We start from the raw sequence: 13,292 nt of genomic DNA, 5'->3' as shown, positions 1-13,292 counted from the left end.
CTATACCTTAACTTCCTCATTAAAGTGGCATAGAGTTAACTTTCTCTATGCCAATATGTCTTATACAGTATTTTAGTCTTTTAAAAGCGGTTACAAATGTTGTTTTCTTTTCTCCTTGAGAAAATCAACACAAATGTTAATGTTTTCTGCATCAGACATTTACCACTATCAAGGACTGAAACAGTGAAGATTAATTCACCACTAGTTAATTCGCAGGTCAATTTAGCCAGTAACTTAACCGCTAAAAAGGAGGCTAAGGCGCATAACATCGAACCTCAAGCACCAAAGAAGGAGATGAACGCTGCGGCATTGTCAGCCGAAAATACGCCAGTATTAACAGAAGAAGAAATCCAAAAATTAAAACAAGAAACTTTTGAGATTAGCAAACAAAATTATAAAGTGATGGGAGAGACGCAAGAGGCGTTTGCAACCACCTTAAGCGAGTTTGAAAAATTTAAAAAAGAACAAAGTAGCTTAAATCCAAGAATTGATTTGAGCTCTTTAGATTTATCGCAAGAGGAAGATGGCACACTAAAGCTCGTTGGTGGAAGTGTAGACGGTAAATTGCGTGAGGATCTTGAGTCTATAATTAACGAAAACAATAAGCTAAAAAATGCCTATGAACAGGTGCATGAAGGACTTGCACAAATTGTTCGATTCTCTGGTGCAGATCGGCAAGGCATCGAAGCAAAGGACCTTTATGGCAATATTAGGTTGAATGAGTTAAGTAAAAGCTTCGAAAACCAATTCCATGATACGGGCTTTGGTCAGGATTATCATACACTTGAGGACAAAGTGAATAGCCACCCAATGCTGTTTGCAATGAAAATGAACGAGGCAATATATCCTAGAATTAACATAAATGTGTAATTGAGTATCGATAGCTAGAGCAAGTCTCACATTTTGTATGACGCTCAAGAGTTAAAGATAGTGATGAACGGGCGCAACTACAATACTCCAGAGTCTAAAATATTAGAGACTGCTTGTGTAAAGCCAATCGGCAAAAATTCGTTAAAATGAAATTCACTTATAAACTATGACGTTAATAAACTTTGTAGCAGAATCTAAAGCTCTATAACCATGCTTTTGCGCAGCACTAAACTTGGTTTTCTGATCAGTTTTAAGGAGATGCCAAACACCGTCATAAAAAACTTCAAGTTGACCTTCTAGAACATGAACAAGCTCTTCTGCAACATTATCATGCGGCTCTCTTAAGTGTTCATCATTTGGAATGAGAGAAATGACAAACACCTCGGTATTTTTGCTCCCGTTAGATGAATAAACAGGAGCAAATATAGAGCCTTCTTGGTTGATAGAGTTATTCGAATTCTGCGGGTCGCTCGGATCAAGTAACATTGTGTACTCTATGCCAATACCCTGCGCCAACTTCCACAATAATTCAACTGTTGGACTAGACTCAAACCTTTCAATTTGTCCTAACATCGCCTTGGAGATGCCGGTCATGTTGGCCAATTTATCTAGGCTTAGGCCTCTCTCTTTTCTGATGTCTTTTAATCTAACACCTAGGTTTTTGGAAATTTCCGATTTAACTTTCATTATGTTGTGCGTTATTGCGTACAGTGATATTGTGTGCACTATAACGCACAATGCAGCACTTATCTATTCAGAAGGGAATTACATGCCTAGTAAAACTTTTGTTTGCTTCGTTTATTTACTTTGTTTCATCAGCTCTGTCAGTGTAGCGTCAGAATATACGCCTTTAGACAACTTTATCGTTAAAGCCAAATCCGTGACCAAGTCGGCTTCAGGCACATCCGTTGTATTGATTAAGGATGGTAAAATTACTCACGAAGTTCACGTTGGTATGGCGAATGTTGAAAAGCAGATCCCTGTCGATACAAATTCGGTTTACTACTTCGCTTCGACAACTAAAGCGATAATGGGGCTGGCGACATTACAGGCTGAAAAAGAAGGTTTGCTTTCTAAGGACTCTACCTTGAGGCAGCTATTTCCAAACGTTAAGTTTTCTTATATCAATCCTGACAACTACTCAGTCAGAGACTTATTGTCTCATCGCTCTGGATTAACCAATGACGCGATGACATGGACTTTTTCTTACACTGGAAACCATGATAAAAAGCAACGAATTCATTTTGTTTCCTCGCTAAAACAGCACCCGAAAATTAAAAAAGATGAGTTTGGTTACACAAACCTTGGGTACAATCTTTTAGCAATATGGTTTGATGAGAACTATGAAGGGGGATGGACAAATGCGATTAAAGATCTAGTGCTTTCACCTGCAGGAATGAAAAATTCAACAGCAGATGTTGATCAAGCAAGATTGCAAAATTGGCCTATTCCAAGCCCATATTCATATAAATTCCGAAGTGGTCAATCTGAGATTTATATGAATAAAAACAATGCGACTTTGTATTCAGTGGGTATTTTTGCCAGACCAAATGATTGGGGTAAGTTGATAACCCACTTGTTACCAATAAATGCAGAGCGCTCAGCGTTTCCCAAGTCGGTTGTAAGAGCGTCTCAACAACTACTGGTTAGTGATATTGATAGCTATTTTTCCGGCTATGGATGGGGATGGATGCACTCAAAAGTGGCTGGTGAAAGTGTGTTAATGCACACTGGAGGGTTTGATGGCGCTTCTGTTCAAGTATCTTACGCTCCCGAAAAAAACCTTGGTGTCGTTGTTGTTCATAACGAAAGTGGGCTCATTGCAAATGAGTTAAATGGCAGAATAACTGAAATCGCTTATAAAATGTTAACTAATCAAGATGTGAGTAAGCTTATTGAATTCCACCAAGAGGAGATGACTGATCTTGCTGTTTATGTTGAAAAAGCAAAGGCAGCAATTGCCGCTAAAAGAGAAGACTTGTCAAAACGCCGGAGCATATCACCTTCGCTTAAATTATCACTTGAAGGTGTATACGAAAACACGGATGTTGGACAGTTGACTATTAAACAGAGAGACAGCGATTTACATCTTGCTTGGGGGGATTTACAGAGCAAGGTTTACAGTGGACAAGCAGATAATGAATTTATAGTAGAACTTAGACCGGGTAAGTTCTACGAACTAACCGCTGATAAAAGCATGTCCGTTATCGAATTAAAGGATTGGCAATTCCAAAAAGTTAGGTAATTCAGAGGTAAGGTTAGTTGCAATCTAGATGCAAATTAGTGTGACAACGCCAAAGTTGTGTAGCGGATATGCCGACTGCCCCTTTTGGAGCTCACATTAGCGTAACAGCAGCTCCAATTCCAACCCCAAAGCTTGTATAGAACTAGTGTATATAGTCATCAATTAGCTGGCGCCAAGCATCGGGCTTACCGTAATAGGCAGTATGCGGAAGCTTTACGAACGTCTCATGCTTTTCAAGGATAAGGGTTGGGTAGCCAGTAACCTGAAGCTTTTGCATTAATTGGCGGCTTTGCGCGATTTTTGTTTGCTCAGCACCTTGATTTGCCAGCATAGCTCGTTGCCAGTGGTTTTTATCTAGCCCAAGCTCTACCGCGAGTCCTTCTATGACTTCAGTTTGGTTAACCTGTTTGCCGGCTACATAGTGGGCATGCTGAATAGTTTTAAGCATGTTAAGTGGCGCTATGCCCAATTGCTCAGCGGTTATGATGGCACGAGCGGTGATGTATGAGTCAAGGATCATCGACTCGTTACTCTTCACCCTTGGATGTAACCTTTACCAAACTGCGCGCCTGTTATGCTGGCTATACGCGCATCGCTTGTGAGAATGTGGTTGCGGAACGCTTTCTCTATAGATTGGTTGGCAATCATACCTCCAGGATGCAGTTCAAGCTTGAGGTCACTGTTGGCCGCAATCGCATCCAACAGTGAAGTCGCACCGTAACACCAGCCACACATGGGGTCGAAGAAGTAGTGCACTTTTACCATTTCATCTCTCCCATATGTACCTTAGCACCAATACCCAACGCCATCGGTAATCCTGCATCAGGGTAGCGTGCAGAAATACTATCAATCAGTTCAGCGCTATTTTTGCTGCTGCTTTTTGCCTGACTAAAGTCGCTTAAATACTGCTGCGAGTAGCTTATGGTACTTGAATCAAGTTTGGTGCCTGCTTTCATGTGACCAGGTATTACAACCTCTGGCTTCAGTGCTTTTAACTCTTTTAATTGGCGACTCCACGCTTGTTGACTGCGTTGGGATTGTGCATCGGCCATCCATAAGTGTACATTACCGTAGACTGCAACATTGCCCAGAACCGCTTTACTTGACGGGATCCATAAGTAGGGGCGGTGTGCCAGCTCAGATTGCGTGCCGTGGATCTCTATTTTGTGCCCATCTACAAAGAGTGTATTTCCCTCTACAACCGTTGGAATGTACGGTTTTACAGGAGCATTCGCGCCCATTTTTGGTGTCCAAAATGCTAATTTACCCGCGAGCTTTTCTTCAATCACTGCTTTTACGGCAGCTGTGGTTAGGATCTTAGCTTCTGGGAACAAAGCGTGTAGCACTTCCGCGCCAAAGTAATAATCCGGATCGGCTTGGCTGATAAAAATCGTCTTTAAGGTTTTGCCGCTGTCGAGTACTTTGGCTGCTATGCGTAGAGCATCCGCTTTGGTAAAACCTGTATCTACGACCATCACTTCACTCTCACCAATCACTAGCGTTGAGTTAACGTGGAAGCTGTTTTTGTCAGCGTTATAAACATCCAGTGTAAGTGGGGCGGTGTTTGCTGTCATCGCATTGCTTGCTAATAAAATCGATACTGCTATCAACGTTAGGTGTTTCATATCTTTTGCCTCAATAGGTTTAGTACGGAGCAGATGATATGAAATTGATAGGCTCAGAAAAACATGCCAAACTAAACATCATTGTTTCATAAATCGAGCAAATAAATGGATAGACTCATCGCTGCTAAGGTCTTTGCCGACGTTGCAATCACAGGTAGCTTTACCGCGACGGCTGACAGGCTAGATATGTCTCGCCCTATGGTAACTCGGTACATTGAAGCAATGGAAAGCTGGCTAAACATTCGTTTATTACATCGCACCACGAGAAGAGTGTCTTTAACGACAGCAGGGGAGTCCTGCTTGGAAGAAGTAAGACAGTGGCTGAGGCAAGCTGACACCATAACCGGCTTGGCGAATACTAGCGGAAAACTGTCTGGTACGGTTCGACTAGCAACCAGTATGTCTTTTGGCTTTTCTCAACTTGTGCCCGCTATTCAACAGTTTATGTCAGCACATCCTGATGTGAATATTGATATTGATTTGCAAGATTCTGTGGCCGATCTCACTGAGAGTCAGATAGATCTTGCTATTCGTATTGCCTCTGCACCGGACCCTTCTTTGATTGGTAAATCAATTGCAGTATGTGACTCTGTTATTGTGGCGTCGCCGCAGTACCTTACGAGTGCAAGTGAAATCACAAAACCTGATGACCTAGCTGAGCACTTATGCCTTGGGTATAAGAATTTTCAGCAGCATATCTGGCATTTGCGCAAAGGTAACTCACAACAGTCGGTAGCCGTAAACTGTCGTTTAACTGCGAACGAAGCGACGGCCTTAATGCACGCAGCGTTAAATGGCGCTGGTTTGGCAATTCAACCCACTTATTTGGTTAACCGCTACATCAAATCTGGCGAGCTTAAGCCGGTACTACCTGATTGGAAGCCAAGCGATATGAATATATACGTGCTCTATTCTTCGAGAAAGTATATGTCTCCAACCGTGAGGGCATTGATAGATTATTTGTCGCACTATTTTGCCAGCACGCCATGGTGAAACTGCAAGTATCTTAAGAGTTACATCTTAATGTTGTTACGTTACTAGCTCGTTTGCTCAGATGAGTGGCTAACACGACGAGTGTTTTATTATCGCTATATTTCTCAATTACTTTTTACTTAAAACTAAGCCCAGCTAGTTGCTGGGCTTGACATACTTAGCAGATGTAAACTGTTGGGCAAAATTCAGGTGCGGTATAGCATGCACCGTAGTCTTTACTGTAAGCGCCGGTTCCGCCTGCTATTTCTTTCGTTTGTTTAGCATCTAGCGCTTTGTTTGCGTTAAGGTTTTTTAATTTTACTTTTTTCAGTTTCATGTTGTATCCAGTTATTTTGTTATCTTTGATTATTCGGTAATGTAGATAAATACCTATTTCTAAGTACTTATCTGTTAAATAATGTGTTTAATTTTTAAACATATTTCAAGCGGGGATGGCAAATAACTTCAGTAGATCTTTTAGTTGTTTGTTTTTTAAGTTGTTTATTATATTGAATTTTTATCAAGCAAGTAAAAATGACAGCGTTGGACTTTTGTGCATGTCAATCTTGTTGATTGTACAACCTATATCCAACCAATTGTTGCGGCAAATAGCTGCGTGCGCCTTACACATTAAAAGAAGCAATGCTAGTATCCTTGTTAGGATAACAATCGAGTTGATAAAAAGTAGGGGAGCTAATGGCATTATCATTTCAGACCTTAAGGTTGCATATTATTGAGGTTAACGACGATTTTCCGGCACTCGATCGTGAACGGCTGATAGAGCAAATTCCCCATATCCTGAGTTCTAACGTGGTTGAAAACCTTCCCCCCTATTTTCATGGTATTGATTCAACAAAACAGGCCGAAAACTGGTTTCAGCGTATGTGTTCAGAGAGCCGCTTACTGCAAGTTAAGCTTGGGCAGCATGAGACAATTGGCTTTTTGTTTGTTTACGTTGAAAACGAAAGTGATGCGCATATCGGTTACTTATTGGCTGAAAAGCACTGGGGCAAAGGTTACGCCAGTGAATTGCTGCAAGGGTTTATCCATGCAGTTACCAGTATAGAGTATTGGAGTACCCTAATTGCGGGAGTGGAGCAATCCAACCATGCTTCCATTCGGTTGCTCAAAAAGCTGGGGTTTTCACAGCAAGTGCATGATGAAAACAGTCCACTTTTCTTTGAATATGAGATCCATCGCGTCTGTTGACCTCAGCGGTTTGACTTTTATTTCCCTGAATGTGCTTTGGTCACAACGCTCGACTTGTCGTTAGTCCATCAATTGATAAAAGTAAAAAATATAACAATTGTTGTTATTTTCTTGTTAATGTAAGCGCTTACATGTTAGGTTTAACATTCAACATACGATTACACCGCGCTGAAAAGTGTGTAGTAAAGCTCGTGTGTTTGAAAAGCGCTATATTTTTCAATTGTTCGGGGTTGTTATGGATTGAAATGTAAGCGCTTTCATTTCTGCGGTTTATGAAGTGATAAAAGGATCCGTGTTTTAGTGGTTGATCACTAAAGCAGTTTTATACATTACATTTGGAGACATAAAGTGAAAACGAGTAGCAAGTTAATCGCAAAGCTCGCAAACATTAGCGTTATCAGTCTGATTGTTTGTGCGTCTTCGCAAAGTAACGCGGCTGTGGGGAATTTACTTTGGGAAGATAATTTTAATAATTTAGATACCAACACATGGAATATAGATGTCGGGGATGGTTGTGACCAAGGAATATGTGGTTGGGGTAATCAAGAATTACAGTGGTACAGTGAAAATAATGTCTATATTACCGACATTGTAGGCGAGGTGGGAAACAAAGGCCTTGTTCTTGAAGCAAAAAATCAAGCGATAGGCGGCAAGGCATTTACCTCAGGTAAGATCCAGAGTAAGAATAAGCTTGCTGTGCAATATGGCATGATAGAGATCAGAATGAAGGTATCTGATGTCGACACGGGGCTTTGGCCTGCACTTTGGATGCTAGGGACGAGTACTGCTAGCTGGCCGGCAAAAGGCGAAATCGACATCATGGAGATGGGCCAATCTCAAGCCGCTCGTAATGATGCTGGCTTTCCCGGTGCGCCAAGCAATAACTATACAGGCTCAAACTTAATTTTTTATGCAGATGCCGCCTGCAATGAAGGTAATCCAACCTGTGCAGCAAGTGTGGCATACAAAACCGATAATGCACATTTGTCCTCAACCCCCTTAACCAATCGCTTTGTTATCTATCGTACTTATTGGACCGAAGAAACGATCCGTTTCACAGTTGAAGATAATGGGGTCGAATATGATATGTTCGATAGCCCGTTTGTTATTAGTGAAGAGTCAAACGAATTCAACGCGCCATTTTATCTATTGATGAACTTGGCTGTCGGCGGGTTATTTACGGACGCGCTTAGCAATGACCAGGTGAGCGCACCACTTCCTGGGAAAATGGTGGTGGATTATGTGCGTATTTATGAGCTAGATGGTCAAGGTGAAGTGTTCAGCGGCAATGTCACTAAGCCCGAAGTTGGCACCTTTGGTGTTTTTAGTGAGGGGCCAAGCGATAATCAGTTAGTGCCGGGAAGCAACGCGGATATTTATGTGTGGAACCAAAACTCACTCACTCAGGGCAATATCCCTGCCTATGAAGGCAATGAAGTGATTGCATGGCAATATTCGCCAACGCAGTGGTTTGGAGCCGGTATTCAAAGTCGTCAAGCGCGAGATATGAGCAACTTTAGGGATGGTTACTTAAATTTTAAGATTAAAATTCCTGCGAATGTGAGTTTCAGAATTGGCATTGCTGACACTTATACTAATGAGAACTGGATCACATTCCCCGCGAACACCAATCAGTATGGCCTTGTTCGTGATGGTCAATGGGGTGAAGTGCGTATTCCAATCACTGAGTTAGCGGGTAGCTTGGTGGCATTACAATCAATTAAAAATCACTTCAATATTGTCTCTGTCGCTGGGCAAGAACCTAACTATTCTTTTCAAATGGCAATTGACGATATTACCTGGACAGGGGGCGGTAGTACCCCTGTCGATAGCGATCAAGATGGTGTTGAGGATAGCCTCGATCAGTGCCCAAATACTCAACCAAATGAAGAAGTTGATGCGAATGGCTGTCCACTGAATAATCTACCCGATGGATTGGAACAGGTCTCTCTGGATACTTTAACTTTCTATGTTAACACTACCGGCTGGGCGGATGTTCATTATCGAGTCAACGGCGGTGTGCAGCAAAATGTCCGCATGCAAGTGATTAATGGTCGCAATGAGCTGACAATATCTGGGCTAGCAGTGGGGGATGTGGTTAGTTTTTGGTTTACTTACCAACAGGAGGACGGAACGGTCGTAGATACCGCAGAGCAGGCCTATATACTTTCAGAATCCTCAGCTGGTAACGATAGCGATGGTGATGGCGTGAATGATGGTATCGATCAGTGTCCAGATACGCCTGTGGGGGATGTGGTAAACACCGATGGATGTAGCATTTTAATCACTGAGCAACTTCGTATCGAAGCGGAAGACTACAGCAACTATTTTGATAACGATGCAGGCAATACAGGTGGCGAATATCGCAATGATGATGTTGATATTGAGCTGACCAGCGACAACGGCGGTGGTTACAACGTAGGTTGGACGTCGGCGGGAGAGTGGCTCGAATATCAGGCTAATTTAGGCGCGGGAAGCTATAATTTGACCGCACGCGTTGCCTCCCAAGTTGGTAACGGAGCGTATAACGTTCTTGTTAATGGTAATCTAGTTGCCAGTACCGTTGTGCCTGCTACGGGTGGCTGGCAAACCTTTATTAGTCAAAATATTGCGTCGATTACGTTAAATGAGGGTGTACATACCGTTCGTGTTGAAATGGCGGGTGGCGAGTTAAATCTAAACTGGCTTGAGTTCAATATCGCTGGTTCATCTAACAATGATAGCGATAACGATGGTGTGCCAGATAATCTAGACCAATGTCCCAATACCCCTACGGGGCGCCAAGTTGACAGCCAAGGTTGTGAGCTCAGCTTTGGCACTATTGTGCCACTTTATGATGCAACAACACCTTTAGAGCAAGCCGTTAGTTATGACCGTGGAGATGCACTAATTACGCGTTTTGCTGATCGCGGCCGAGACCGCCATGCAAAAGAAGATCAGTTTCAAATCTATGATCACTATTTATCGCATTATTGGACGCATCGAACTGCGCAATTTGAAATCGCTGATTTTGTAGCTAAAGGCGGCTCACGCATTGAAGTGACCTTTATTACAGAATGGAAACTCGGTGCGCGCGAATTTCGTGCTTGGTATCGTGGATTAGGCACAGTTGCTGAGTACCACGGTAATTACTTTGGTGGCGGTGCGGTCGTTGAGCTTGATAACGGCAGTTATGATACGAACTTTAATAAGATAAGTGATTCAGGTGATCAATATCGTTATAGAGTGATCATTGATGACTACAGACCGCTAAATTGGGACCCTGCTGCAGGCTTTTTGCCTCTTGAAGTTGGTCAGCGCATGGAGTTTGAAGTTAGCCAGTTTCTTGATGCGCCACCAGAAGGACGAGAAAATTATTATGGTACAACGTATTTATACATGGTAGGTGAAGGGCTTGTCCCATGGAAAACCGTTGGCGACTTTGCTGATCCATCATCACAACGCGAAGATTCTTACCCGATTGCAGAAGCGGGGTGGTTGGGAGGCAAAACCACATTGCCATACAATTACACCAATGAGCCTGATAATCACTTTATGCAAATGGCGACCAATTTATCGAGCCAAAATGGACAGGCATTTGTTCAGGGGCGACGTGTTCACCACAGTAGTTTTGTTAATGGTGAGCACGATGAACGCAACGGAGAAAATGGCGTGTTTAGTGCGGTGGTTGGAAAGTCAGGCCCACACTACATCAACGACAGTTGCGCAGCTTGCCATGTTCGCAATGGTCGTGCGGCTCCACCAGCTATTGGCGGCTCATTGGCAAAATGGGTGTTTAAAGTGGCCGATATCAATGGCAACACCCATCCCTTATTGGGGAATGTGTTACAGCCTAAAAACACAGGCATAGATACCGAGACGCAAGGCGAGGGAGATGTAACGATTGCTTCGTGGACTGAAAATAATGGTTTGCGTTCACCCAATTACCAATTTAATAAAACCACTCCAGCACGCTACTCAGCCCGTATCGCGCCTCAGCTGGTGGGCTTGGGCTTACTTGAAGCGATACCAGAGAGTGCGGTGTTAGCCTTGGCGGATGAAAACGACAGTAACGGCGACGGTATTTCGGGCAAAGCGCAGCGCGTGAACGATCCTATTACCGGTCAAACACGGTTAGGACGCTTTGGCTACAAAGCTGCGGCGGCATCAATTAAACACCAAGTCGCTAGTGCATTTAATACGGATATGGGAGTAACCAACTCGGTATTTCCAAATCCTGACTGTGGAGCATCACAATCAAGCTGCGGAGGTGGCGGTGTAGAAGTGTCTGATCAACATCTCACTGCGCTAAGCAAATATATCGCTTTATTGGGTGTAAGAGCGCAGCGTGGGCTTGACGACCCTGAGGTGCAATTAGGAAAGGCACGCTTTACCTCAATTGGCTGTGAAGGTTGCCATACAGCAACATTTGAAACCAGTGAGTATCATCCATTTGCGGAGTTACGTGCGCAAACGATCCATCCGTATACCGATTTATTACTACATGATATGGGCCCAGGTCTTGCGGATAACTTAGGTGAAGGCATCGCTAGCGGTGCTGAGTGGCGAACAGCGCCATTATGGGGGATTGGATTGTCTGCTTGTGTGACAGGTGGTGTTGATAATGTGTTAGGTGGGCAGGGCAATGAGTTTTGTACCGCTGAGCCAAGCTATCTGCACGATGGTCGTGCGCGAACGATTGAAGAAGCTATTTTATGGCATGATGGTGAAGCGCAAGCAGCGAGAGTAGCTTACGAAAGCTTGTCGGCAAATGATAAATCAGCCGTGTTGGCATTTTTAAACTCATTGTAAGTTTGTGCATCAAAGATCACGAAAGTCATGAGCTTTGATGCACTTGAAGTTGTTATTACAGTGCTTAGTCTTACAGCGTGTAATGGAAACCGATGGCGATACCGTCGTCTTCGGTTTGTGACATTTGTGCTTCTTGCGCGGCATCGGCGCTTGAGAAGTCACTAAAGTCCTTACGCGCTTCAATGTACAAAATGGTGTCTTCAGACATAAAGTAGTGTGCGCCTATCACGGCAAACTGACGCTTAAAAACATCATTAGGATCAGCATTAAAGTTTGGTTGGATCACATAGTCATCGCCCGCATCAAATACGTTGTAAGCGATAAATGTACGCACGTCATTATCAAAGCGGTAGCTAACAAGCGACTCTAATCCAACGGCATCCTTGATTAAGCGGCCTAGGTTATCTGTATCGTGGTTTTCGTTTTTATTGATGTTTGCAGCTGCATACCAACCAGGCTTATAGAAATCCCCGTAAGTAATACCGACGCCATAAATTAAATCTTTAACCGATTGATTTCGGCCACCAGCGTACACAATATCAAACGCGCCGCGGTTAACACCGGCTGTGAGAGTTAAGTTTTCGGTCGCAGCATAGGTAAGTGAGGCACCATAAGTTGAATTAAACTCTACTTTTTGTGCCGCGTTGTTCCCTTGATTAAATTGGGCTTCGCAGGAGCTGCTCGAAATATCAACGACATCACAAGTATAAAAGTCATCAGATTTTAGCTGAGCTTGTACAGCAAAGCTCAGCTTGCCAAATTGATTACGGTATTGCAGCACTTTATCACCACGACCAGTACCATTGATCGCGCCGTCGTCTTTGTTATAGGTGTAAACACCTGCGGCATTACCATCCCAAACTAGGCTGTAGTTGGTGCTGTATACCACGTCGTACCAAGCGCCCCATTGTTTTCCTAGGGTAACTTGGCCGTATTCATCGTGCTTAATACCAACATAACCTAATCGGTTATATAAAAACTCGTCTTGTATTGATTCGAAGCGGTTGCTGTAAACAATATCACTACTACCAACAGGGTTTACACCCCATTCAAGGAGTGCGAAAGCCTGCCAGTTGTTTTTCAATTGGCGTTTAAAGTCAAAGTTAATACGCGATGCGCCGTTTACCAACTCAGTCTCGCCTTGAGTGTTAATAACTCGAGCATCGATAAAGCCGCCAACCGTGACACTATTCTTTTCATCTTTGAATATCTCGATAGCGTTCACTGTTGGAATAGTAGTCACGCTAGCGATTAGGGTGGCAGCAAGTGTTCTTTTCATGAATTACCTTGTTTCAATGTTGTTGCTAAATAGGGCTAAATTAGCTAAAAAATGGAGATTATCAAAGCTAAAATACAGGCAAAAGTGAAAAAATATCAAGAAAATAACGTGGTTTTTGGTAAATTTATTCATTTCCTGTTCATTGAGTTTAAATATCAATGAGTTAGGAAAGTACGAGTTCTGAGGTTATTGATTGATTTTACGCAATAAATGTAAGGGGTTATAGCAATATCAGCGTTTTGTTACTGCAAGATAGCACGAAAAAGTGTAATTCAGCGAAAAATCAATAAAACATCATGTT

General features: G+C 42.9%; 11 protein-coding genes. 5 read left to right on the top strand and 6 right to left on the bottom strand.

Annotated features, from left to right (window positions below; all coding sequences use genetic code 11):
* The first annotated feature begins 96 nt into the window (after positions 1–96).
* Complete coding sequence (locus tag QSH61_RS11820) at positions 97–870, top strand: hypothetical protein (RefSeq protein ID WP_223193563.1); 774 nt, start codon at positions 97–99, stop codon at positions 868–870.
* 153 nt (positions 871–1,023) lie between these two features.
* On the opposite strand, the gene QSH61_RS11815 is transcribed toward QSH61_RS11820, so the two are convergent.
* Positions 1,024–1,557, bottom strand: a complete 534-nt coding sequence (locus tag QSH61_RS11815) for a helix-turn-helix domain-containing protein (RefSeq protein ID WP_017216057.1) — start codon at positions 1,555–1,557, stop codon at positions 1,024–1,026.
* A gap of 82 nt (positions 1,558–1,639) precedes the next feature.
* Here QSH61_RS11815 and QSH61_RS11810 point away from each other — a divergent pair, with 82 nt between their 5' ends.
* Positions 1,640–3,115, top strand: coding sequence for a serine hydrolase domain-containing protein (locus QSH61_RS11810; RefSeq protein ID WP_206471030.1), 1,476 nt, complete (start codon positions 1,640–1,642; stop codon positions 3,113–3,115).
* Positions 3,116–3,257: 142 nt separating this feature from the next.
* On the opposite strand, the gene QSH61_RS11805 is transcribed toward QSH61_RS11810, so the two are convergent.
* The 3 genes from QSH61_RS11805 to QSH61_RS11795 are packed head-to-tail and all read right to left on the bottom strand — an operon-like array spanning position 3,258 to position 4,740.
* Complete coding sequence (locus QSH61_RS11805; protein ID WP_248298614.1) at positions 3,258–3,635, bottom strand: DsbA family protein; 378 nt, start codon at positions 3,633–3,635, stop codon at positions 3,258–3,260.
* Positions 3,636–3,649: 14 nt separating this feature from the next.
* Positions 3,650–3,880: a hypothetical protein gene (locus tag QSH61_RS11800; RefSeq protein WP_248298613.1), complete on the bottom strand. Its 231-nt coding sequence runs from the start codon at positions 3,878–3,880 to the stop codon at positions 3,650–3,652.
* Positions 3,874–4,740, bottom strand: a complete 867-nt coding sequence (locus tag QSH61_RS11795) for an MBL fold metallo-hydrolase (protein ID WP_206471029.1) — start codon at positions 4,738–4,740, stop codon at positions 3,874–3,876. Before QSH61_RS11795 ends, QSH61_RS11800 begins: the two co-directional genes overlap by 7 nt.
* A 105-nt stretch (positions 4,741–4,845) precedes the next feature.
* On the opposite strand from QSH61_RS11795, the gene QSH61_RS11790 reads away from it, so the two are divergent.
* Positions 4,846–5,733, top strand: coding sequence for a LysR family transcriptional regulator (locus QSH61_RS11790; protein ID WP_206471028.1), 888 nt, complete (start codon positions 4,846–4,848; stop codon positions 5,731–5,733).
* A 157-nt stretch (positions 5,734–5,890) separates the two neighbouring features.
* Here QSH61_RS11790 and QSH61_RS11785 read toward each other — a convergent pair whose 3' ends face one another.
* Positions 5,891–6,049 (bottom strand): hypothetical protein, encoded by a 159-nt coding sequence (locus QSH61_RS11785; RefSeq protein ID WP_157782784.1) that lies wholly within the window; start codon positions 6,047–6,049, stop codon positions 5,891–5,893.
* A 359-nt stretch (positions 6,050–6,408) separates the two neighbouring features.
* On the opposite strand from QSH61_RS11785, the gene QSH61_RS11780 reads away from it, so the two are divergent.
* Together QSH61_RS11780 and QSH61_RS11775 are read left to right on the top strand one after the other, a co-directional pair.
* Positions 6,409–6,921 (top strand): GNAT family N-acetyltransferase, encoded by a 513-nt coding sequence (locus QSH61_RS11780; protein ID WP_206471027.1) that lies wholly within the window; start codon positions 6,409–6,411, stop codon positions 6,919–6,921.
* A gap of 348 nt (positions 6,922–7,269) precedes the next feature.
* The gene (locus QSH61_RS11775; RefSeq protein WP_206471026.1) at positions 7,270–11,712 is read left to right on the top strand and encodes a di-heme oxidoredictase family protein; all 4,443 of its coding nucleotides are present in this window, start codon (positions 7,270–7,272) and stop codon (positions 11,710–11,712) included.
* A 70-nt stretch (positions 11,713–11,782) separates the two neighbouring features.
* Here the strand turns inward: QSH61_RS11775 and QSH61_RS11770 are convergent, their stop codons facing one another.
* A complete protein-coding gene (locus QSH61_RS11770; protein WP_010605186.1) occupies positions 11,783–12,991 on the bottom strand; it encodes a porin in 1,209 nt (402 codons plus the stop codon).
* Positions 12,992–13,292 lie beyond the last annotated feature (301 nt).

Origin of the sequence: Pseudoalteromonas sp. JC3, from assembly GCF_030291895.1 — a bacterium.
GTDB lineage: Bacteria > Pseudomonadota > Gammaproteobacteria > Enterobacterales > Alteromonadaceae > Pseudoalteromonas.
This window is presented reverse-complemented; position numbering and strand designations above follow the sequence as displayed.

What these genes read in the sequence shown, in the direction of transcription:
- QSH61_RS11820 (WP_223193563.1), top strand. Translation starts at nt 97, where the DNA reads ATGTTGTTTTCTTTTCTCCTTGAGAAAATCAACACAAATGTTAATGTT.
- QSH61_RS11815 (WP_017216057.1), bottom strand. Translation starts at nt 1,557, where the DNA reads ATGAAAGTTAAATCGGAAATTTCCAAAAACCTAGGTGTTAGATTAAAA.
- QSH61_RS11810 (WP_206471030.1), top strand. Translation starts at nt 1,640, where the DNA reads ATGCCTAGTAAAACTTTTGTTTGCTTCGTTTATTTACTTTGTTTCATC.
- QSH61_RS11805 (WP_248298614.1), bottom strand. Translation starts at nt 3,635, where the DNA reads ATGATCCTTGACTCATACATCACCGCTCGTGCCATCATAACCGCTGAG.
- QSH61_RS11800 (WP_248298613.1), bottom strand. Translation starts at nt 3,880, where the DNA reads ATGGTAAAAGTGCACTACTTCTTCGACCCCATGTGTGGCTGGTGTTAC.
- QSH61_RS11795 (WP_206471029.1), bottom strand. Translation starts at nt 4,740, where the DNA reads ATGAAACACCTAACGTTGATAGCAGTATCGATTTTATTAGCAAGCAAT.
- QSH61_RS11790 (WP_206471028.1), top strand. Translation starts at nt 4,846, where the DNA reads ATGGATAGACTCATCGCTGCTAAGGTCTTTGCCGACGTTGCAATCACA.
- QSH61_RS11785 (WP_157782784.1), bottom strand. Translation starts at nt 6,049, where the DNA reads ATGAAACTGAAAAAAGTAAAATTAAAAAACCTTAACGCAAACAAAGCG.
- QSH61_RS11780 (WP_206471027.1), top strand. Translation starts at nt 6,409, where the DNA reads ATGGCATTATCATTTCAGACCTTAAGGTTGCATATTATTGAGGTTAAC.
- QSH61_RS11770 (WP_010605186.1), bottom strand. Translation starts at nt 12,991, where the DNA reads ATGAAAAGAACACTTGCTGCCACCCTAATCGCTAGCGTGACTACTATT.